The following is a 20,071-nucleotide window of genomic DNA, read 5'->3' on the forward strand; positions in this document are numbered from 1 at the left end:
GCCTAGCGTAAATTGACCAGCGTCCGATCACCGCCTGCCCTTCGCCCGCTTTCGAGCCTTGGTGCCTGTTCGTTCAAGCTTGGCAAGGGCGCTCTCGACATCCTTGATTGCCTTCTTGAGCTGCTTCTCGCGGTTTCCAAGAATGCTCTTGAGTTGTTTTCGCTGCTCCGCAGTCAATGTGGTAAAATCGATCACCTTCGTAAACGCGATGAAGGCCATTGCTTACCTCCCGATGATGGTGGTCGTCAGGCCGTGATCACTATGTGCAAGGCAGTGAAATGCAATATTCTCCATCATCGACCTATAGTCAAACGGCATTTCTTCCAGAAATACTCGATAGGCCTTCCTGCGCGCGGTGCCTGCGGGAGCACTAGAAGAAACGGTAGACATCTCACTAGCACGCCGTCGCTGTTTCACTTCCGCTTTTTCTTTTTGAGACACTTCGGTCGTGAGGTGCGCTTCGCGCGGGCGGGGCGGGCGGACTTTACAGTCAGAGATTCATGCTGCGGCCTTGGTCGCTGCAACAAGGCACGGAGCGTGGCAAACTCATGTTGATCCAGCTGATTGGCAAAGCTGTCGAAGTTGGCAGCGTCACTGCCAAGCTGGCTCAACCAAACAAATGCAGTATCCAGGCTGCGCAGTTCAGGCGTTTGGTATGATAGCAGATTTTGGTAATAAGCGGCCGATTCCTCGCAAAACAGATCACGCGCGATCCCGTTTACGAGCCGCCGCACTCCATATTTTATTCCCGTGATGGCCGCTCCCGAAATACCATGGCTCAGCATCGCTCCGAACGTGAAATTGTGTAGTCCTCGCAGGAACGGAGCGGCACCGCGGTGCCGCTCCGTGAATTCGAAGGCTTGACCCAAATAGGGATAGCGCGCGAGTGACTCGCTTTCTTCGCCGGATGGAGGCGTAAAGCGATCGTGCCAAAGGGCTATTTGTTCAAAGAATAGGGCGAGCTCCGGACGCGCCGAGAGGTCCGTCTCGACTCCGCTCGCAAATATCATGAAATCGAATTCGAAAGTGCGATTGCTGCTTCGGACCCTCGCAATGCCGCATGCTTCGTCAATGACGCTCCATCCGCAGTTGGGGTGCCAGCTAAAATTCTCAAACCTGCGGCATCGCCAATAGGCGTCCTGTGTCGGCGGAACCGGAAGCTCCTCGAGAATGTGGCGCATGAATCGCCAGCGGTCCAGGTCCGTCAGCTCCCCGAAGTGGCCCAACATACCGGCAAAATTCATCCAGGTGAGTGGGTTAACTCGCGGCATCTCCGAACGGCGGAAGCAAAGGTCTACTCGCGCGGCGCCCGCCTCAAGTGCGAGAGCTGCGTTGTCAAAGGCCGATGCACCGGCACCAAGGATACCAATGCGTTTTCCCGCAAGCCTGCGAAAATCGATATCATCGGCCGAATGTGCATAGAGCGCTGCGGACAAATGAGCGACCAGAGACTTAGGAGCTCGCCACCTGCCGCTCCCCTCAAAGCCCGTTGCAAGAACGATCTTTCTTGCATGCACCCGCTCAATCCCATCGGAGCGACGCAGATGGGCTAGGAAAATGTCATCCGCCGGCTCAATCAGAATTAGTTCGACCTCGTTTTCAACCGCGAGATCCAAGACATCCCGGTACCAATCCAGATACAAACGCCATACTTCCGGAGGGAGGGTGTCTATGCGATCCCATGCTCGCCGCCCAAATTTTTCCTCGTACCACGCCCGCACCGTTAGACTCGGAACGCCGAAATCAATGCCGGTCACCTCTTTCGGCGTGCGCAAATGCTTCATCCGCGCGAAACTGCGCCAAGGTCCTTCAAACCCGCGCCGACGACGATCAATGATCCTGAAATTTGTTATACGCTCCAGCCTCAGACCGAAGGCGATCCCCAGCCCGCTCTGTCCAGCGCCGACAATCAGCACGTCCAGAACCGGCACGCCGTCTATTAATCGCGGGACGGTCCACTCCCGAGCCGGATAGTCCAAATACGTCAGCTCGCGCCGAACGCGCTTCGTGAGTTCGGAAACGCTCATGGGACGTTCCTGCCGCTGCGATCTTGTTAGATATGATCTTTGCCTCTCGGCTTAGTTATGTTCCATTACCACGGGTCTGAGTGCAGAAAAATCGACCACTCGACTGCCGGCGTTGCCATGTCCGCCCAGTCAGACGCGGCGAGCGACGCTGAATGGCCGAGTGCTGCGTTCGATAAACTAGCATTGCGTCGGACCCTGCCCTTCTCGCGATCGCGGGTCACCCCGTGCGAGATATCGCAAGTGCGCGTCAACCGCCTTGCCTGCCAGCCCACGCATTCTCGGGACACGCGGCCCGCGCTCTGGACTGAGCTTGACGACCCAGGCCTTGACGACGACACGGCGGAAGCGGCCGGCGGCATCGCTTTGCCATTCACCGCTATCCCGGGGCAGCGAGGCCTTCACCTTCGCGCCGCGACCACGGGCATTGAACCGGCCGCGGCCCTTCCCGTTCCGGCCGGCTGATGATTGCGACCCGCCGATCCGAGAGGGATTGCCGACCGCTTTGCGCACGGCGATCTGAACCTGCTTGAGGAACGGCTGGGTCTTCGGGTTGAGGCGCGATCCGCCGCTGCGGGCTTGTCCCGGTCTGATCCGGAGCGAGGGCAAGGGCAGTTTCAGATCGAATCCGCAGCGCTGGAAAGCGCCGGTGTGCCCCTTCCCGGGGAGACTATCCTTGTTGCGGCCGCTCTTTTGGCCGCCGCCACCAATCAGATCGATATCGTTGTCGTGGTCGCCGCGGCCGCTGCAGGCGCAATCGTCGGAGACGGGATCGGATACACGGTCGGGCGCCGCTTCGGAATGCCGCTTCTTCGCAACTACGGGCGATACATTCGTCTGGATGAAAACCGATTGCTGATCGGTCGATACCTGTTCCTTCGCTATGGCAGAGCAGTCGTGTTTTTTGGTCGCTTTATCGCGGTGCTGCGCATGTTTGCGGCTTTGCTTGCCGGCGCAAATGGCATGCCGGCGGGCCGCCTTTTCATCTTCAACGTCACCGGGGGCATCTGCTGGGCGTGTCTCTTCGGCTTCGGTGCCCACGCAGTCGGAACCGAAATCTACAAGATTTCTGAAGCGCTGAGCCTGGCGTCGCTGGGATTGTTTATTGGCGCTGGATCTGCGCTTTCCGTCGTCATGCGGCGATATGAAATTGTGCTTCTTCGTCAGGCCCAGCGTGCGCTGCCGGATGGCTGAAGCAGAAAGAACGTTGCTGGTGGCTAAGCGGACATGATTATGGGTGCACGGCCTGGCGCTGGTCGGATCGGCAGGTGATCTCGGCTGGCGGTGCGACGATGGATGCGCGGTTTGACCAGCCACGCAGTGCTCGCCCCTGCATTTGCCGCTTATCATCGCCGCGGTTGTGTCGAAACTGCCGAACGCGATCGAGCTGAACATCTGTTCCGTACCGCTGGATATCCAGTGCGGTTTCTTTCACGCAGCCCCTAAACCACAGCATCCTCTCGCCTTTGCGCGAGAGGATGCCTATGTTGTGGAGTACCTGCGGCGACCCCAAAGCGACAATGGGAGGCATGCATGGACGCGCCCGGCAAGGAATTTGCGCTGGCGGGCAGCCTTGAGGAGCTGAAGATCGAGGGGCGGCTCGTTGTGCGCGGTGGCCATCGCCCGATCCTCGTCATCTACGACCGCGGGCGCGTCTTCGCCCTCGACAATCGGTGCCCGCACATGGGCTTTCCGCTCGAGCGCGGCAGCGTCGAGGACGGCATCTTGACCTGTCACTGGCACCACGCTCGCTTCGATCTCGAAAGCGGCTGCACCTTCGATCTGTGGGCGGACGACGTGCCGATCTGCCCGATCGAGGTGCGCGATGGTGACGTCTGGGTGAAGACCACTCAGGCCGATCCCGCTGCGCACTGGCATCAGCGGCTTGCAAATGGCCTCGCCCACGACCTCAGCCTCGTCATTGCCAAGGCGGTGCATGGTCAGCTCGCGGCCGGCGTACCGCAGGGCGAAATCGTCCGGCAGGTGGCGCTGTTCGGGGCGCAAAACCGCGACGGCTGGGGCGTCGGACTTACGATCCTCACGGCACTCGCCAATCTCCTGCCTGTGCTGCCGGAGGAGGAAGCCTATCTCGCTCTGTTCCAGGGCGCACGCCGCGTGGCAGCGGACTGTGACGGCGAGGCGCCGCGGCGGGAGCGCGCGCCGCTCGGCAGCCGACCGGATCCGGCCGCGCTCAAGCGCTGGCTGCGGCGCTGGACCAATGTGCGCCATCGCGAGGCGGCCGAGCGCACCCTGCTCACGGCGATTGCGGCCGGCTTCTCCCCGGCTGAATTCGCTGATGCCCTGTTCGCTGCCGCGACCGACCGCGCGTTCGCCGACACCGGCCACTCGCTCGACTTCGTCAACAAGGCCTTCGAGTGCCTCGACCTCGTCGGCTGGCAACACGCGGCGGCCCTGCTGCCGACTGTCGTCGGTCAGATGGTGGCAGCCCGTGGTGCCGAGGAATCGACGGCCTGGCGCCAGCCCGTTGACCTTGTTGCGTTGTGCGAGGAATCAGGCAGCGAACTGGCGGACCTGTTCGCGGCCGGACGCGGCGCGCGTGACTGGTCGGGCCACGCTGCACTGGCGCAAGAGCTGCTCGGTGACGATCCGGCCAGGATCGTTGCCGCTCTCAAGAGGGCGATCCGCGCCGGTGGCGCTCCGGCCGACCTTGGCCAATCCCTCGCGTACGCGGCCGCGCTGAGGGTGGCGCGCTTCGGCAATGCCAACGAGCACGCCGACTGGGAGACGGCGCACCACGTCTTCACCTACGCCAACGCAGTCCACCAGATGCTGACGCGGATCGGGACCGCCAGCATCGACACTCACGTCACGGCCGTCCGCGGCGTCTTGCACGGAGCGATGGCGCTCTACCTTGCTCGATATCTCAATGTGCCGCCGGCGCGCATCCCGGGCGACGGCGGCGAGCAGCTCAATGATCTGCCCGCGGATCCGAAGACGATCGGTGCCGCCTTGCTCGACGCCTTCGACCGGCAGCGACAGGTCGATCTCGCCGCACGCTTGGTGGCACGGCACCTCACGCTCGGCCATTCGCCGCAGCCGCTGATCGCTGCGCTTGCGCGTGCGGTGCTGCGCGAAGATGCAGGCTTCCATGCATATCAGATGCTGGAGGCGGGAGCCCGGCAATTCGGCGCGTGGGGCGACGTGGACGCAGGCCGGCACATCCTGATCGCGGTTGCCCGCTATCTCGCGGCGCATTCACCAACCGAACGCGCGTTCCTGCAGACGGCCGACATCGCCCGCCGCTTGATGCGGGGTGGGGAGCTGCATCAAGAGGCTGGATTGTCCTGACCTCACGCGCTGAGATCGCAGCAACGGCGATCTGAAGTGGCAAAAGCCTGCGCCGGCGAACCGAAACGCGCTTCCAATTACCATTCGCATTGCCCCTGCTTTGCGAGTAGGTATGACGACGTCCGGATCATGTCCCGGACAGAACCGCGACAGCACGGCTCACTTGGGGGTCCTCCGATCCGGCGGAGGCACCGCCTGCCTGAACCTCGATCGTCGGCGTCACACCCACGCCCTCCAGGCGCTCGCCATCGACCCGGACATCCTCGACGGCGAGCAGTAGCAGGACGCTTCCGATGAGGAATGCGGTGGCAGCAAGGACCGCGCCCTCTGTCCGGGTCCCGATGAGCTCGCCCAACCGGTACTTCTTGAAGCCATAGGCAAGGACCTCCTTGCCGCTGCGCGTACCGCCGTTGATGAGCATCGCAACGGGTTTGCGCCACTTCACGTTTACGAATTCGCTAGTGCCGCTTCCGGTCGGTGACCTGCATTGTTGGCGCTCGGGCGTTGAACAGGTCGAGATATTCGGGTTGCGCGCCGCCCCAGCCATCCCGCAAATCCCAGATCAGCGCGTCCGGGTCTTTTAGCTCACCTTGCGACAGCAGACGTTCAAGAGCGCGTTGATAGACGGAGCCTGCATAGCACCAAACATGGACATAGCCGATGCGTCGTCCGTTGGACTCAATGACGCGAGCACTGGACTCCAACCCACGAAGGAACATTGTCGTGGGCTCGAGGTCGACCGGCCTGACCGGGATTTGCACCACCGCCGCGCCGCGCTGCACCTCCAAGACCACCGATTCGCCCACCTTCCCACGGAAGGACCCGACCGGCTCAAATGCCGTCCCGTCAGCCGCAATTATCTCGTCTCCAGCACGGAGCCCCGCCTGCTGAGCCGGCGTTCCATCGATCACGCTAGTGATCGTGGTACGATCAGTCACCTCGGAACCTGAAATGATACCTATGCCAGGGTACGAAATGCGGCCGTCCGGAAACGCACGTTGCAGCCCCCGGCGTCGCAGTACGCCGGAAAAGATCTCTGCAAGTTGATATATTCCGGCGCATCCGGCGTGTAGAAACGCGTGTGCGAAGCGCGCAACTCAGACAGCATGGCATTGATGATGCGCGCCAGAGAGTTCTGGGAAGTTGCCCGTTGAACGTCCGGAAGATATCTCTCCCGAACCGCCAGCCAGTCCAGCCCGTTGTGATGCGGATCGTAAAAGCGATCACGCACGGTCTGCCAAACGCTTTCGAAGGTCGAGACGCCGTCAGCGGGAACATAGGAACTGCTTGCCTCTCCCTTTAGAGGCTCAGCGTTCGGGGCCTTCGCAGCCACGGCACATGCCGCAACCATCACTGCCAGTCGCAAAACTTGGCGACGCGAAGGCGAAATATCGATAGCCTTTTTCATCGTCTTATCTCGCGGTGAAGCGCCCGCCGGGCGAGTTCGCCGGCGCTGCGATGCCGGCGCGTTACCCATTGGCGAAAGGAGGCGGTCATTGAGGTCAGGACGTGCCAGACCAGGATAGCGATCCTGCCACCACGAGGCTACTTCTCGCAGGACTTTACCCTTGTCGAGCCCCAAAGATTAGGTTGTGCTCCTCCAACTATTTGCCTAGGCTTCGCGCATCCCGCTAAGTGGTTTCCAGCGAGCGTCGCGCCAGCTGTTAGCTAGAGAGACTTCAACGGCGCACCGTTTACTCGCGCCTAAGCCGGCTCGGCTCGATGACGCTGCTTAAATTGGCGTATCAACGTGCCGAAGTCCGCTGGACTACCAGTCGAAATAGGTGGAGAACGAGCAGATCGACTTCTGCGCGGGATACTTTACTTCCTCGATGAGGACTACCCACAGTCTGGCGTTCTCGCCCAGAAGTACGTTTTGCCCACCGCTATTCGACACGACATCTCTGAACCTGCTGGGGACAAGTGGCGAATATCCGCCCCCATCCGAACCTGGTTCGTCGGCTTGCCTGAGCCGACCAAGGTCAAGGTCCTGCATGCGATCGTGCTTCATCTGCTGACGAACTCAGGTGATCTCACGAAGAAGATCGTGTCTCGGACGTTAAAGAGGCATCATCTCACGTTTCTGCAGGGATCATTCTTCGACACGAGGATCTCCGAATACAGAACGGTGTTTCACGCCTATCAAACCGACACACGGGTCGGAGAGGGTGGAAACGGGACGGTTTGGAAAGTTCGTCGCGATGACTACCGGCCGTTTGCGATGAAGGTACTTACCAAAGTCGACCTTCTTAGTTCTCGACGTGATCGCTTTTCCAACGAGCTTTGGTTCTGCGCGCACTCCAACCATCCGAACATCGTGAAGGTACTGGATTGGGGCCTGTCGACTGTCGGCGGGCAGCCATTCTACGTGATGCCGCTCTTGAACAGCAGCCTGCGCAAGCTCATCGACGATGGAATTGAACCGGACAAGGTACCGAAGCTGTTTGCCACAGCGCTCGCTGGCGTCGAAGCAGCGCACAAACAAAACATATGGCATCGCGATCTCAAGCCAGAGAACCTGCTCTACGACAAAAATTCAGAATCGTTAGTCGTCGCAGACTTCGGCATTGCCCACTTTGCGGCAGACGCAATGAAGACCAAGGTCAACACTCAAAAGGGAGCGTGGGTAGCAAACCGAAACTACGCTGCACGCGAGCAGCGTCAAAAGAACAGAGTGGTAGATCAACACGCGGATATCCGACGAGAATCACGACAAGGGATTCGCCCCGTCGGTTCCGTTCGTCGCGTGCGTCAGCGCCTGCATGATCGCAACGGAATTCGTCCGTCACCTGAGCGAGGGACGCGTCGCGCCCGCCCCGAGATATGCGCTCAACCTGCTCTTGGGCCCGCAGCGCGGAACCGACCTTCCCGAGGCGCGGCACGCGAACTGTTTCTGCGTCGAACGCGCCCGTTTGATCGACAGGACGAGAGCCCGGCGCAAAGCCACGGGCACCTGATTCCTTGTCGGGTCGACCTAAGCGGGCCTCGGTGCGGACCTACTCGCGGCCGGTTCGCGATCCCGCTTCGAGCGCGGCTTCCTTCAGAGGTCTGGAATCTTGATGCCCATCTCCCGCAGCCGGTTCAGAGTGTAGTAGCACTGGCCGCCGCGGCAGACGCATCCGGGCCCGCAGGACGTACCGTCGTCCTTGCCGGCACAAGGATTCAGTTCGGAGGGGCGCGACAAGGGATAGAAGGTCTCCCCATCGATCTCCACGCCCTTGCCGAGGTCGACCGACCCACCGCCGCCGAATTCGCTTTCCGACACCCCGCTCTCCCTTATCTGGACTGGCTGCGAATGGCGGCGGCCGTGGCGTTGCCTGCGACCGCGGCGTCGTGCTGGACGGCGGCCTGAAGGGCGAGTTGCGCGGCACCCGCGGGTCCGGCGGGCTTGGCCAGCGGCCCGAGCGTCACGATCACCTGGCTGGTCTTCGTCCGCGAGCCGGACAGGAACGGTCCGCCCGGATTGACTGACAGGCGGATGAATTTCCAGCTCGGAGTGACGTCGCCACCGACGGAGACGACGAAGGTGAGCGTCTCCTGGAAGGTGCTGAACTGGGGGTACAGGATCGGGCGCGTCCTAGCCTCGTGCCCGCCCGCGATCGACGCCTTGTCGTAGATGAACTCGTCGATCTTCAGGTCACTCGATACGGTGACCCCGTCCTCCAAGGCGCTGCAATCGAGTCCTTGACTGGCATGGCTGGTCAGCATCGCCTCGCGCAGAAGCTCCCTGTTCTCGAGCGTGAAGGTGATAGCCTCGTTCCGCGTGGAATGCGCCGAACCGGACACCCCGCCGCCGGCGGAAAACACGTCGGAGCCGCCGATCGGCGTCGTGTAGAGGATGCCCGGATTGACGTTCGACGTCTCCTCCCAGGTGAGATTGAGAGAAATGCTGGTGCCCCATCCCGCCAGCCAAGGCACATTCCCGGTGTTTACCGCGCGATAGAGGCCCCTGGTGATTTCGCACCTGATGTTGGCAATGATGTTGCTCTCGATCTTGCCCTGGCGCGACATGCCATTGCGCGGATCGATGTCGTTTTGGACCAGCGGGTCCTTCTGCGGGACGTAGAGCCCGCAATCCGACAGGACCGGCAATAAACAAAGTAGGAGCCCTGAATTGCGAAATGAAATCACGGCGTCCCCCATAGACCCGTTACGACCAGAAATTGTCCACCGGATAAACCCTAATCAAAAGTTTTGCGGCTCGTACAGTCCTAACGGAGGTGCCGTCCGGCTCCGGCCACAGGCTTCGCTCCGCGATCTCCGGGCAGACAGCGAAGGCGACCGTCACGGCGGGGGGCGCCGGCGATGGCGCTTCGGCAGGAAGCCGGTTCGAGGGCGAGCCGGCGGCGGGCACGCAAGGATTATGGAAGACAGGAACGAGCGGTGCCGTGACGGCTCGACCGCGAAGGAGCCCGCCGCCGCCAGACTCCCCCCGTATTCGAAATGCGGCGGCTAAACGACTTCCTCCGCAGCGCGACCGCCCGGCGAATCACGGTCGGCCATAGCCCCGCGCTCCATCGCGAACCGTCCTGCTTTTGGCCGTCGGCTGCGTTGGCATACGAGGTCGGAAAACGCCGCCATCGCCCGGGTTCAAGGACTCGGCCCGTCAAGAAAAACTGCTTTCGAAGGATTCGGGCTTTCGCCAGCGGGGTAATGATGGCAACTTGAGCCTGCCGCGGTCCCCGTCAGGGTCTCCACCGCAGTTCTCCACCGTCGAATCCGGTGGCTCTCGGCGCCCCTTGTTTTACTGGGGTTTTCGCACGCTGTGGTTAGTTGGCGGAGAGGGAGAGATTCGCATCCCTGTTAGAGGACGCTGTGTTTATACGGAAACATATCCTGAGTTTTTGAGATAGTTGGCGCATTCCTGTTTGGAGAAGATATCGAGGAGTTCGCCGACCTTGCGCCAGGTTGCCTCGACATCGCGCGTCTCCGCGGTGCGCATCAGGTGTTTGAGCTTGGCGAAGACCTGTTCGATCGGATTGAGGTCGGGGCTGTAGGGCGGCAGGAAGAAACAGATGCGCACCCCTGGCGCGGATGGCGCTGCGGGCCGCCTTGCCCTTGTGGCTGCCGAGGTTGTCGAGAATGACGACCTCGCCCACGGTCAGGGTTGGTGCCAGCACCTTCTCGACATAGAGCGTGAAGAGCTCGCCGTTGATGGGACCGTCGATGACCCAGGGCGCGCCGATCCGGTCGTGACGCAGCGCTGCGATGAAGGTCATGGTCTTCCAGTGGCCGAAAGGAGCAGATGCTTCGAGACGCTGCCCCTTTGTCCCCCAGCCGCGCAGCGGTGTCATGTTGGTCTTGATCCAGGTCTCGTCGATAAAGACGAGGCGCGAGGCGTCAATCCTGCTCTGATGGGCCTTCCAGCGGATCCGTTTACGGGCGACGTCGTGCCGATCCTGCTCGGCCGGCCGAACGGTTTTTTTTGAAGCTCAGCCCCTCGGCGTGCACAAAAGTCCACACGGCCCGCACGTCTGTCTTGATCCCGCGCGCCGCCAGTTCCTGCGTGAGCTTACGCAAGGTAAACGGTCCCGAGCGAATGCGCTCGCGCAGCCAGTCGCCGTTGGCACCCGACAGAACCGGCTTCTTGTGACCGCCGATCTTGCCGGGCGATAGACCTCCTGTCTCCCGCCGCAGATTCTTCCACTTCGTCACACAGGAGGGGCTGATCTGCAGCGCTGCCGCAATCGAGCGAACCGTCTCGCCCGCATCAGCCCGCGCCAGAGCACGCTTGCGAATGTCTTCTGAAAACGGTCGCGTCATCCATGCTGGCCTCCGTTCCCCAGCATGGAGTTTGAATCAGAAATTGGTTCCTCTGGGAATCTTGAGGGTTCTGTGAGGTCGCGTGGCAGGCGCGAGCCGCGCGCTCTGTCGTGCGTGCGACCTCATAGAAGCCGGATTGAACGAAGCTGCGGAGTTGTGGGCGCTATGGGAATAGTGCAGCGGGTGCGGCTGCTGGGAAGGCGCTCCTGTGGTCGCCGCGCGTCGGCGAGACATTCATCGGATGTGAGCAGCCCGTTTGATAGGGCCAAGGGCGCGATCCAGCGAGCGACTTGCTGCGCTGGGATGCGTTGCCGAACGATTGGCGTGGTGTTCGGTGACGAGCGCGGCCGCGGCGACTTCGGACGTTGCCACCGCGAAGGTGATCACAGAGGAGGTGGATGGTGCAGGCGCTGGTCATGACGTATCACAACGAAACGGATGGTCGCGGGCGCAGGCTCGCGGGACGACATCGACGCGCCGCATGGTGCCGCCACAATGCGGGCAGACGGGGATCTTCCATTTGGTGAGGGGATCGTCGCCGGCTTCTTGATCAGTCGGAGGGTTGCGGACAGTAAGGAGTTGACGGCAGAAGGCGATTTTATCGCTGCGTCCGCCATTGGCGAGGAAACCATAGTGGCGGATGCGGTGGAAGCCGTCCGGCAGGGTGTGCAGGAGAAAGCGACGAATGAACTCATCGGCATTAAGCGTCATCACTTTGGCTTTGCGATTCTGCCGATAGTCCTTCCAGGAAAAGCTGACCTTGCCGTCGGCAAGCGAGATCAGCCGGCTGTTGGCGATGGCGACGCGATGCGTATAGCGGCCGAGATAAGCCAGCACCTGTTCGGGGCCGCCGAATGGCGGCTTGGCATAGACGACCCAGTCGGTCCGTCGGAGTTGAGCGAGGCGTTGGGTGAACGCGGCGGGATCCGCCAGATGCGCGAGATCGCCAAAGAAACCCAACTGGCCAGCCGCGAAGGCAGCTTGCAGCTCTTGCAGAAACAGGCGGCGGAACAACCGGGAGAGGACGCGTACTGGCAGGAAGAAGCCGGGCCGGCAAGCGACCCAGCGTGTGCCGTCGAGCGAGGGTCCACCGCCGGGCACGACGCAGTGGAGATGCGGATGGTGTTGCAGGGTCTGGCCCCAGGTGTGGAGGACGGCGGTCACGCCGAGCTGAGCGCCGAGATGCTTGGGGTCGGCCGCGATGGTGGCGAGCGTCTCGGCCGCGCAGCGGAACAGGATGGCGTAGACGACGGCCTTGTTCTGGAAGGCGATCTCTCCGGCGGGGGCCGGCAGGGTGAAGACGACGTGGAAATACGGTACGGGAAGGAGTTCGGCTTGCCGTTCGGCGAGCCATTGCGCGCGCGCCGCGCCCTGGCACTTCGGGCAATGCCGATTGCGACAGGAGTTGTAGGCAATGCGTGTGGCGCCGCAGTCATCGCACTGCTCGACGTGGCCGCCGAGCACAGCCGTCCGGCATGCCGTGATCGCGCCCATGACGCGCCGCTCGACGCGGCCCAGATGCTCGGCACGGGCTTGCCGAAACGCTTCGCCGTGGCGGCGGAAGATATCCGCCACTTCCAGAACCGGAGCCATCAGGTCCGCTCAGCCGGGCGGCACGACCTCCAGGCGGAGCCGGTCAAGCGGACTTGGCGTATTGCTGATGGTCTTGGTGGCGACTTGGGTATAGCGCGCCGTGCTGGCCAGACTGGCATGACCGAGCAGCACCTGGATGATGCGCACGTCGGCCCCGTTCTCCAGGAGATGGGTCGCGAATGTGTGCCGCAGCGTATGCACTGTCACCGACTTGCTCAAGCCGGCCGCAGCGCAGGCTGAACGGCAGGCGGCGTGCAGCACGTTGGGGACGAGCGGACGCTCGTCGTCTCGGCCGGGAAACAGCCATCGCTTTGGCCGAGTGAGCCGCCAATACGTCCGCAGAATCCTCAAAAGCTGCGGCGAGAGCATAACGTAACGGTCCTTGCCGCCCTTGCCGTGCTCGACCCGGATCAACATCCGTTGGCTATCAATGTCGACAACCTTCAAGAGGACCACTTCCGATACGCGCAAGCCTGCGGCATAGACGGTGGTCAGCGCGGTACGGCTCTTGAGGCTTGGGATTGCTTCCAGGAAGCGCACGACCTCGTCGGCGCTCAGCACGACCGGCAGTTTGCGCGGTTTACGCGCATAGGCGATGCGCTCCGGAACGGTGTCATGACCAAGGGTCACACCGTAGAAGAACCGCAGTGCGCAAACGATCTGGTTCAGCGCCGGCCAGGACATCCCCGTCGCAACCAGATGAACCTGGAAGGCACGGATATCCTCCAGGTCGAGGCGGTCAGGAGAACGACCGAAATATCGGCTCAACTTCGCTACGGCGTTGAGGTAGGATTGCTGCGTCGCCGGTGACAGATTGCGGACCGTCATGTCCTCGATCATGCGGCGGCGAAGTGGGCTGATCTCAGCCATCGGAAAACCTCCTGTCTAAAGGGTTGGGCTTCGAAAACCCGCAATCCTCTCAGACAGGAGGCAATCCTTGCTACGCCTCCCTACATGCCGCGCCAGCGGCTTCGTTCAATCCCGATTCCGGCAAAAGACAACATGCTCTAGGTGCGGTGGCGCTGATACCGACGTTTCCTGCACTGTCGATGCTTATCCGGTTCGGTAATCATTTCGAGCGGCTGGACGGGCGCCTCGCAGCCTCAACTAACACCATTGGCAGGCCTGATGCGCGATGCGCGCGCCCGGAAGTTCGAGGTCATCATTGCCGAGTCGCTCGACCGCCTGTCGCGCGACCTTGAAGAGTTGGCGCGGTTTCACAAGCGCACCAAGTTTTGCCGGCGTCCAGGTCATCACCGCACAGGACAACATCGTCGCCGATGATCTGCAGTCGGCGTCAAGGGGCTGTTCGCCTCGCTCTTCCTCAAGGACCCAGCGCACAAGACGCGCCGCGGTCAAGCCGGCGTTGTCCGCGACGGACTCCACAACGGCTGCCCCAGCTACGGCTATCGGCCAGCCCCGGAAAAGCCGGCGAGCTGGAGATTGACCAGACGGAAGCAGCGGTCATCCGCCAGATCTTTGCCGATTACCTCAACGCCAGGTCGCCGCGCGACATCGCGGCCACGCTGAGCAAGCAGGGCCTGCCAGGCCCGCGCGGCGGCGTCTGGAACGCATCGACCATCGCCGGCAGCCGCAAGCGGAGCAGATCACGCAGATGCGAGAGCTGGTGGCCCAGCACGGGATCGATATCGGGTGGCCGACTTGATCTTCCTTTGAAAGTTAGGCCTTGGGATTCTAATGAAGTTGTCACCGCAGGTTGTGCAAATGGAGTTGCTTGGCGACACAATCAGCATCCGGAGGCAGGCGGAAGAGCCTTGCGTACGCTTTCTTGAACTCGTCCAAGCTATTCATCGACCACGCCCGCTTCTGCTGCTTCACTTGGTGCGCTCATCGGTGACCGCTTCGAGCTCCGCCACACGCTGCAGTGCCCCCGTGACCATCGCTTGAAGTCTTCCGGCTCGCGCTTGGAGTGTTCGTATCCTTCATTTTGATCGGCCAAGTCCCGCAGCGTCGCTACTATGGCCGCAGCCTTAGTATCGGCGGAGAAGACGGTCGATGAGTGGCATGGCGACTTGGGTGGGCGACCGCGCGATGGTCCGGGCGTCCGCGGCAATGGTCGTGATCCGACCGGGCTCAAAACCGCAAGCCTCGCCGATCTCACGTTGCAGAAGTCTCAGCTCGGCGATATTGACAGGCCACCAACGCGCGAACTCCTGCGCTCGGTAGAACGCGATCGGATCCACGACGGTCGTGCCGCCAGCCTCGTTGCGACGGCGAAACTCGACCAAACAGAACGATGCGAACTCCTCCTTTGCGGGCACCGGATTGAAGTCCCGGAACGGATCGACGAGCACCGCGACCGCCCGGGTACTTTCCTTCGCTTTCAGCAAATCGATGATGCGCTTGATCTGATCGATCTTTCCACCGTAGCGGCCAAGACGCGCACCATGAATCTACGGAATCCGATGCTCGAGCTGGGACCGGTCCCGTTGCCACCACGCAGATGTAATTGGCGACTTCCGCTGGTTGTGTGGACACGACTACGATGTATCAACGAGACATCCCTCGCGTCGAAACATCGATCGGCCAACTCTGGGAAATCAAGGATTTACGCTGGATATGGTAGCGGGGGAGCGCTACCGCCTTTCCCCACACCAACCAAACCTACGATACCTCATCCAATCTTACGCATAAGACCGTTCGTGAGCCCGGGGACCAGTGCAGGTCTTCGCTCATACGGAGGAATATTGAAAGACCTCGGGCTATGGGTCGGGTGAGAGCGACCTCCGTCGCGAAAAATCGAAGGCACGCGCATTTCGGTCCCGCCATCGTCGGTAGGGCGCGGTGTCTCTGGCCAGAGAATTTTCACCCCGCTCGGATTGCAGGTTCAAATCCAGCATCGACCAAAAGCTGCGATGGCGTTGCCGCTTCTGATCGCCATGACGCGGAGCCAATTTCCGTATCACGCTGGTCGAGGTCGATCAGCGCATCAATGGCTTCATTGAGCTGCGAGGACGCGCTCGACGGCATGCCCTCCGTTGCGGACAACTCGATGCGGTATGCGTCTAGCGCCCACTGACGTAGCAGATTTCGCTTCTGCTCCGCGGATAGTTTCGGGTCACGCAGGACGTCGCTTGGATGGGCGTAGCTACTTGCAAGATTGGCCCACGCGCGATCGTCGCCCGCTAGGTCTTTTGCCGCCGTTGCTTGGGATGCGTTTTGGACGACGGCATCGGGCGAAGCGCATACCGTCGGTTGTCCGGCGACGCCCTCAGTCCCTGACAATCTGACATTTGGGATCTGGTCCGACATAGACTCCTCCCGATGAAGCGGGAGCAGGATCAGTTGCTATTGATTGCGATACGCCTCACCTCGCGTTGCGCCTGGCAGTCTTGGGCAAGGTGATCGTCAGAACCTCGTTGCGAAACGAGGGTGACTTTGTCCTCGTTGATGTCCTCGACCTGCAGCATGGACGCTTCTCCTCGAGTGAGGCGGCCTGAGCGAGGTGGCGGCGTCGGCCATCTCGAACGTGCATCGATGGATCGCCAGATTTGGAGCGACTCGCATGGTCCGGATTCGGGTCGTTCCCTGTTCTGGCGCATCCGATGCCCCTCCTCGGCCCGGCGCTTGCGGGGCGCGGGCAAAGGGTGTTCAGCGGCGAACGATTTGGGAGGCATGGTGGATGTTTCAAGGGGCTGCCAGCCAAATAACTCATTGTAATTAGTACTTTTTTTTATCTGGCAGCGCTCAAGCAAGAGGAGTGCTAATTTTTTTTGAAGGCACATCTTGAAACCGATTTTGCGCATTCCTACACCAATTTTCGCCCTGGGTAGGGCTTCTGCCTCCCGGGCGCGGCACTATCAAAATTCGGTCTTGCAGAAGGAGGAATGCATGCAGTTCCGCCCGCTCCACGACCGCGTGGTCGTCAAGCGTATCGAAGCCGAGGAAAAGTCCGCCGGCGGCATCATCATCCCGGATACGGCCAAGGAGAAGCCGCAACAAGGCGAGGTCATCGCCGTGGGGCCGGGAGGCCGCGACGAAACCGGCAAGTTGATCCCGATCGACCTGAAGATCGGTGACCGCGTTCTGTTCGGAAAATGGTCAGGCACCGAGGTCAAGCTCGATGGGATCGAATATCTCATCATGAAAGAGAGCGACGTCATGGGAGTGCTTGAAGAATCGGCGGCCAAGAAGAAAGCGGCCTGACTCCGAACTCAACCATCAGTCCCCACGCCTGGTTCGGGACGGTTCCCGAGACCTCGCCAAGGAGGCATGAATGGAGCGACTAGATCTGCCGAAGCACGTCCTGGAGCGCGTGGAGCGACGGTGGGCCCAGGAGCTTCAACCGCAGCCGGCACGGACAGAACCAGATGGCTCCACCAGTCTGGGAGAACACAATGGATCTTTGAGGAGCTACCAACATGAGCGCGAAGGAAGTCAGATTCTCCACCGAGGCGCGCGAGAAAATGCTGCGCGGCATCGATATTCTCGCCAATGCGGTGAGAGTGACGCTCGGCCCGAAGGGCCGCAACGTGGTTCTTGAAAAGTCGTTCGGCGCGCCGCGCATCAGCAAGGATGGCGTTACCGTCGCCAAGGAGATCGAGCTCGAAGACAAGTTCGAGAACATGGGCGCACAGATGGTGCGCGAGGTCGCATCCAAGACTTCCGACCAAGTCGGCGACGGCACCACGACCGCGACGGTGCTTGCTCATGCGATCGTGCACGAAGGTGCCAAGGCGGTGGCCGCCGGTATGAACCCGATGGATCTCAAGCGAGGAATCGACCTCGCGACAGAGGCGGTGGTCGAGGACCTCGGCAAGAACTCGAAGAAGCTCGCCACAAACGACGAGGTGGCCCAGGTGGCCACGATCTCGGCCAACGGCGACGCCGAGATCGGCCGCTTCCTGGCCGACGCCATGAAGAAAGTCGGCAACGAGGGCGTGATCACCATCGAAGAAGCAAAGTCCCTGAACACTGAGCTCGAAGTCGTGGAAGGTATGCGATTCGACCGCGGTTACGTCTCGCCCTACTTCGTCACGAATGCCGACAAGATGCGGGTTGAGTTGGACGACCCGTACATCCTCATCCACGAGAAGAAGCTCTCCGGGCTGCAACCGCTCTTGCCGCTGCTCGAGTCGGTTGCACAGGCCGGCAAGCCGCTCCTCATCATCGCCGAGGATATCGAGGGCGAGGCGCTGGCGACGCTGGTGGTGAATAAGCTTCGCGGCGGGCTCAAGGTTGCCGCCGTGAAAGCGCCGGGCTTCGGCGATCGCCGCAAGGCCATGCTGCAGGACATCGCCATCCTCACCGGCGGCACCTTCATCTCGGAAGATCTGGGCGCCAAGCTCGAGAACGTGGCTCTCAACATGCTTGGGCGCGCGAAGAAGGTTGAAATCGACAAGGAGAACACCACCATCGTCGCCGGCGCCGGCAAGAAGGCGGACATCGAGGCGCGCGTCAAGCAGATCAAGACCGAGATCGGGGAGACGACGTCGGATTATGATCGTGAGAAGCTGCAGGAGCGGCTTGCCAAGCTCGCGGGCGGCGTGGCGGTGATCCGCGTGGGCGGCGCCACCGAGGTCGAGGTCAAGGAGCGCAAGGATCGCGTCGACGACGCGATGCACGCGACCCGCGCCGCGGTCGAGGAAGGCATCCTGCCGGGCGGCGGGGTCGCATTGCTGCGCGCAGTGAAGGCACTGGCGCGCGTGAAACCGAAGAACGACGACCAACGCTATGGCGTCGAGATCGTCCGCAAGGCGCTTGCCTGGCCGACCCGCCAGATCGCGCGCAATGCAGGCGAAGACGGCTCCATCGTCGTCGGGAAGATCCTGGAGAAGGATACCTACGCCTATGGCTTCAATGCGCAGGACGGCGAATACACCAACCTTGTTTCCAAAGGGATCATCGATCCGACCAAAGTGGTTCGCTCTGCGTTGCAGGACGCCGCGTCGGTGGCGGGTTTGCTGATCACAACCGAAGCCATGGTCGCCGAGTTGCCAAAGAAGAAAGCCCAACCGCCGTTGCCGGACGCCGGAATGAGTGACATGGACTTCGCGGCATGAGGAACGGAACAAACTGAGGTGGCGAGGTACGCGACGGCCCCAATCAAGTGATCAATAGAGCGTTGCAGTTATGAGCTACTCGTTCGACGGCTGAGCACGTCGGATCGGAGGGTGTCTAGGATTAAGGTGTGAAATGAGCATGCTGGAGGCCGAAAATGACAGAGCTGAAATGGACAGAGCTGAAATGGAAGGAATCCGGAGTTGATATCGCAAATCTCATCCTAGCGGCTCTCTTGTTTCTGACGCCGTGGGTCTTTGGGTTTGCGCATGACTACCCCGCGGCGCCAAACGCCTGGGTGAGTGGTATCATCATTGGCGTTGTAGCGATCGCAGCGCTCACAAAATTCGCCGAGTGGGAGGAATGGGTCAATCTCGTGCTCGGAGTGTGGGTGTTGGTGTCGCCATGGGTTCTTGGCTTTGCCGCGCAGAGCGCAGCCGGATGGGCCCATGTCATCGCGGGTCTGATCGTCGCTGTGCTGGCGGGCGTGAAGCTGTGGTTCATGCATCAGACGCCACAGGTGACCGCCCGACGATAAGGACGCGGGTCGGGTGTCGACCTGGCCCGTTCTCCGCCTTGATCGTGATCGGGTCCTGTTCGCGAGCTCCATGAGCGAGGGCTGCTTTGAGCGAGGGCTGCTTTCCGTCAGCCTGTTGGTTTGCGCGGATCCGGAAGGAGGATGATCATGGAGGGCGCAATGCTCCAGCCTGAGCGAAACGAGGCCGATTTGCAGGTGGCGGAAATACGCCACAGGATCGCGAATTGCTTTCAGCTCATGATCGGTGCCATACATTGCCGGCTCAAGCAGACGGCCGATCCCGTGGCGCGGGACCAGTTGGTATGGGCCCGCGACATCATCCATACCATGAGCCTCCTGCAGGGGCGTCTGACTTCAGATGCCGGGCAGAGCTTTGCCGACTATCTCCGTGACCTGGCCAAGTACTGGCAGCCTCTGCTGGAGGTTCAATCGGTCCACATCGAAGTCGATGCCGATCCCATCGACCTTGGGCCTGGCGCATCTTCGTCGCTGGCGCTGATTGTCCAGGAACTGGTGACCAACAGTGTCAAACATGGCCTTGATGGCACCGCCGGCTGGATTCGGATTGAACTCAAACGACGCGACGCCGAGGTGGAATTGGTCGTGGCGGACAACGGTCGGGGCGTGTCCAAAGACAGGCGCGCGCGGTCCGGACTTGGGATGACGATCGTCAGCCAGCTGAGTAAGAGAATCGGCGCCGTCATGGAATTCGATTGCGGCGCATCGGGAACGATTGCCCGCTTGCGGCTCCCGATCGCCGGTGCAACGGCAGCTGGGAGATCGAGTTGTCCCTCGTACCAAATGGCCGGTTAGCTACCATGTC

General features: G+C 61.4%; 20 protein-coding genes and 1 pseudogene. 8 read left to right on the top strand and 13 right to left on the bottom strand.

The genetic code is table 11. The features are described 5' to 3' along the window. Positions 1–27: 27 nt before the first annotated feature. Both MTX21_RS18670 and MTX21_RS18675 read right to left on the bottom strand, forming a co-directional pair. Positions 28–219, bottom strand: coding sequence for a hypothetical protein (locus MTX21_RS18670; protein WP_280966238.1), 192 nt, complete (start codon positions 217–219; stop codon positions 28–30). A 194-nt stretch (positions 220–413) separates the two neighbouring features. Further along, positions 414–2,027, bottom strand: a complete 1,614-nt coding sequence (locus MTX21_RS18675; protein WP_280966239.1) for an NAD(P)/FAD-dependent oxidoreductase — start codon at positions 2,025–2,027, stop codon at positions 414–416. A gap of 465 nt (positions 2,028–2,492) precedes the next feature. Between MTX21_RS18675 and MTX21_RS18680 the strand changes: the two genes are divergently transcribed. Together MTX21_RS18680 and MTX21_RS18685 are read left to right on the top strand one after the other, a co-directional pair. Continuing rightward, positions 2,493–3,218: a DedA family protein gene (locus MTX21_RS18680; RefSeq protein ID WP_280966240.1), complete on the top strand. Its 726-nt coding sequence runs from the start codon at positions 2,493–2,495 to the stop codon at positions 3,216–3,218. Positions 3,219–3,557: 339 nt separating this feature from the next. Beyond that, on the top strand, positions 3,558–5,333 hold the full coding sequence (locus tag MTX21_RS18685; RefSeq protein ID WP_280966241.1) for a Rieske (2Fe-2S) protein: 1,776 nt from the start codon (positions 3,558–3,560) through the stop codon (positions 5,331–5,333). A gap of 127 nt (positions 5,334–5,460) precedes the next feature. Here the strand turns inward: MTX21_RS18685 and MTX21_RS18690 are convergent, their stop codons facing one another. Genes MTX21_RS18690 through MTX21_RS18700 form a run of 3 tightly spaced genes read right to left on the bottom strand, consistent with a single transcriptional unit; the run spans position 5,461 to position 6,741 of the window. Next, entirely contained in the window at positions 5,461–5,778 is a 318-nt protein-coding gene (locus MTX21_RS18690; protein ID WP_280966242.1) for a S41 family peptidase, read from the bottom strand. Positions 5,779–5,791: 13 nt separating this feature from the next. Then, positions 5,792–6,385, bottom strand: coding sequence for a PDZ domain-containing protein (locus MTX21_RS18695; protein ID WP_341510093.1), 594 nt, complete (start codon positions 6,383–6,385; stop codon positions 5,792–5,794). Next, entirely contained in the window at positions 6,292–6,741 is a 450-nt protein-coding gene (locus MTX21_RS18700; protein WP_280966244.1) for a hypothetical protein, read from the bottom strand. The genes MTX21_RS18695 and MTX21_RS18700 overlap by 94 nt, the downstream gene beginning before the upstream one ends. Before the next feature lie 342 nt (positions 6,742–7,083). Between MTX21_RS18700 and MTX21_RS18705 the strand changes: the two genes are divergently transcribed. Then, entirely contained in the window at positions 7,084–8,685 is a 1,602-nt protein-coding gene (locus MTX21_RS18705) for a protein kinase (protein ID WP_280966245.1), read from the top strand. Here the strand turns inward: MTX21_RS18705 and MTX21_RS18710 are convergent. From MTX21_RS18710 to MTX21_RS18730, 5 genes and pseudogenes are all read right to left on the bottom strand, one after another. Further along, entirely contained in the window at positions 8,610–9,464 is an 855-nt protein-coding gene (locus MTX21_RS18710; RefSeq protein WP_280966246.1) for a hypothetical protein, read from the bottom strand. The two genes, MTX21_RS18705 and MTX21_RS18710, sit on opposite strands and share 76 nt — an antisense overlap. A gap of 688 nt (positions 9,465–10,152) precedes the next feature. After that, a pseudogene (locus MTX21_RS18715) lies at positions 10,153–11,096 on the bottom strand (IS630 family transposase). 414 nt (positions 11,097–11,510) lie between these two features. Then, complete coding sequence (locus MTX21_RS18720; protein ID WP_280970930.1) at positions 11,511–12,692, bottom strand: IS91 family transposase; 1,182 nt, start codon at positions 12,690–12,692, stop codon at positions 11,511–11,513. A gap of 6 nt (positions 12,693–12,698) precedes the next feature. Then, positions 12,699–13,559, bottom strand: a complete 861-nt coding sequence (locus tag MTX21_RS18725; RefSeq protein ID WP_128943944.1) for a site-specific integrase — start codon at positions 13,557–13,559, stop codon at positions 12,699–12,701. A 237-nt stretch (positions 13,560–13,796) separates the two neighbouring features. Beyond that, positions 13,797–14,048: a hypothetical protein gene (locus MTX21_RS18730; protein ID WP_280971186.1), complete on the bottom strand. Its 252-nt coding sequence runs from the start codon at positions 14,046–14,048 to the stop codon at positions 13,797–13,799. Here MTX21_RS18730 and MTX21_RS18735 point away from each other — a divergent pair. Beyond that, on the top strand, positions 13,970–14,482 hold the full coding sequence (locus tag MTX21_RS18735; protein ID WP_280966247.1) for a recombinase family protein: 513 nt from the start codon (positions 13,970–13,972) through the stop codon (positions 14,480–14,482). The genes MTX21_RS18730 and MTX21_RS18735 overlap by 79 nt on opposite strands. Positions 14,483–14,680: 198 nt before the next feature. Here MTX21_RS18735 and MTX21_RS18740 read toward each other — a convergent pair whose 3' ends face one another. From MTX21_RS18740 to MTX21_RS18750, 3 genes are all read right to left on the bottom strand, one after another. Further along, positions 14,681–15,040, bottom strand: a complete 360-nt coding sequence (locus MTX21_RS18740; RefSeq protein WP_280966248.1) for a hypothetical protein — start codon at positions 15,038–15,040, stop codon at positions 14,681–14,683. A gap of 475 nt (positions 15,041–15,515) precedes the next feature. Continuing rightward, positions 15,516–15,962, bottom strand: a complete 447-nt coding sequence (locus MTX21_RS18745) for a hypothetical protein (protein ID WP_280966249.1) — start codon at positions 15,960–15,962, stop codon at positions 15,516–15,518. Between the two features lie 29 nt (positions 15,963–15,991). Further along, positions 15,992–16,120, bottom strand: a complete 129-nt coding sequence (locus MTX21_RS18750) for a hypothetical protein (RefSeq protein WP_280966250.1) — start codon at positions 16,118–16,120, stop codon at positions 15,992–15,994. 421 nt (positions 16,121–16,541) lie between these two features. On the opposite strand from MTX21_RS18750, the gene groES reads away from it, so the two are divergent. From groES to MTX21_RS18770, 4 genes are all read left to right on the top strand, one after another. Beyond that, complete coding sequence (groES, locus tag MTX21_RS18755) at positions 16,542–16,856, top strand: co-chaperone GroES (protein ID WP_280971094.1); 315 nt, start codon at positions 16,542–16,544, stop codon at positions 16,854–16,856. A 215-nt stretch (positions 16,857–17,071) separates the two neighbouring features. Continuing rightward, positions 17,072–18,712 (top strand): chaperonin GroEL, encoded by a 1,641-nt coding sequence (groL, locus tag MTX21_RS18760; protein WP_280966251.1) that lies wholly within the window; start codon positions 17,072–17,074, stop codon positions 18,710–18,712. Positions 18,713–18,867: 155 nt separating this feature from the next. After that, positions 18,868–19,248: an SPW repeat protein gene (locus tag MTX21_RS18765; protein ID WP_280966252.1), complete on the top strand. Its 381-nt coding sequence runs from the start codon at positions 18,868–18,870 to the stop codon at positions 19,246–19,248. Positions 19,249–19,395: 147 nt separating this feature from the next. Then, a complete protein-coding gene (locus MTX21_RS18770) occupies positions 19,396–20,061 on the top strand; it encodes a sensor histidine kinase (protein ID WP_280966253.1) in 666 nt (221 codons plus the stop codon). The last annotated feature ends 10 nt before the right edge of the window (positions 20,062–20,071 follow it).

It is taken from the genome of Bradyrhizobium sp. ISRA430, from assembly GCF_029909975.1.
Classification (GTDB): Bacteria; Pseudomonadota; Alphaproteobacteria; order Rhizobiales; family Xanthobacteraceae; genus Bradyrhizobium.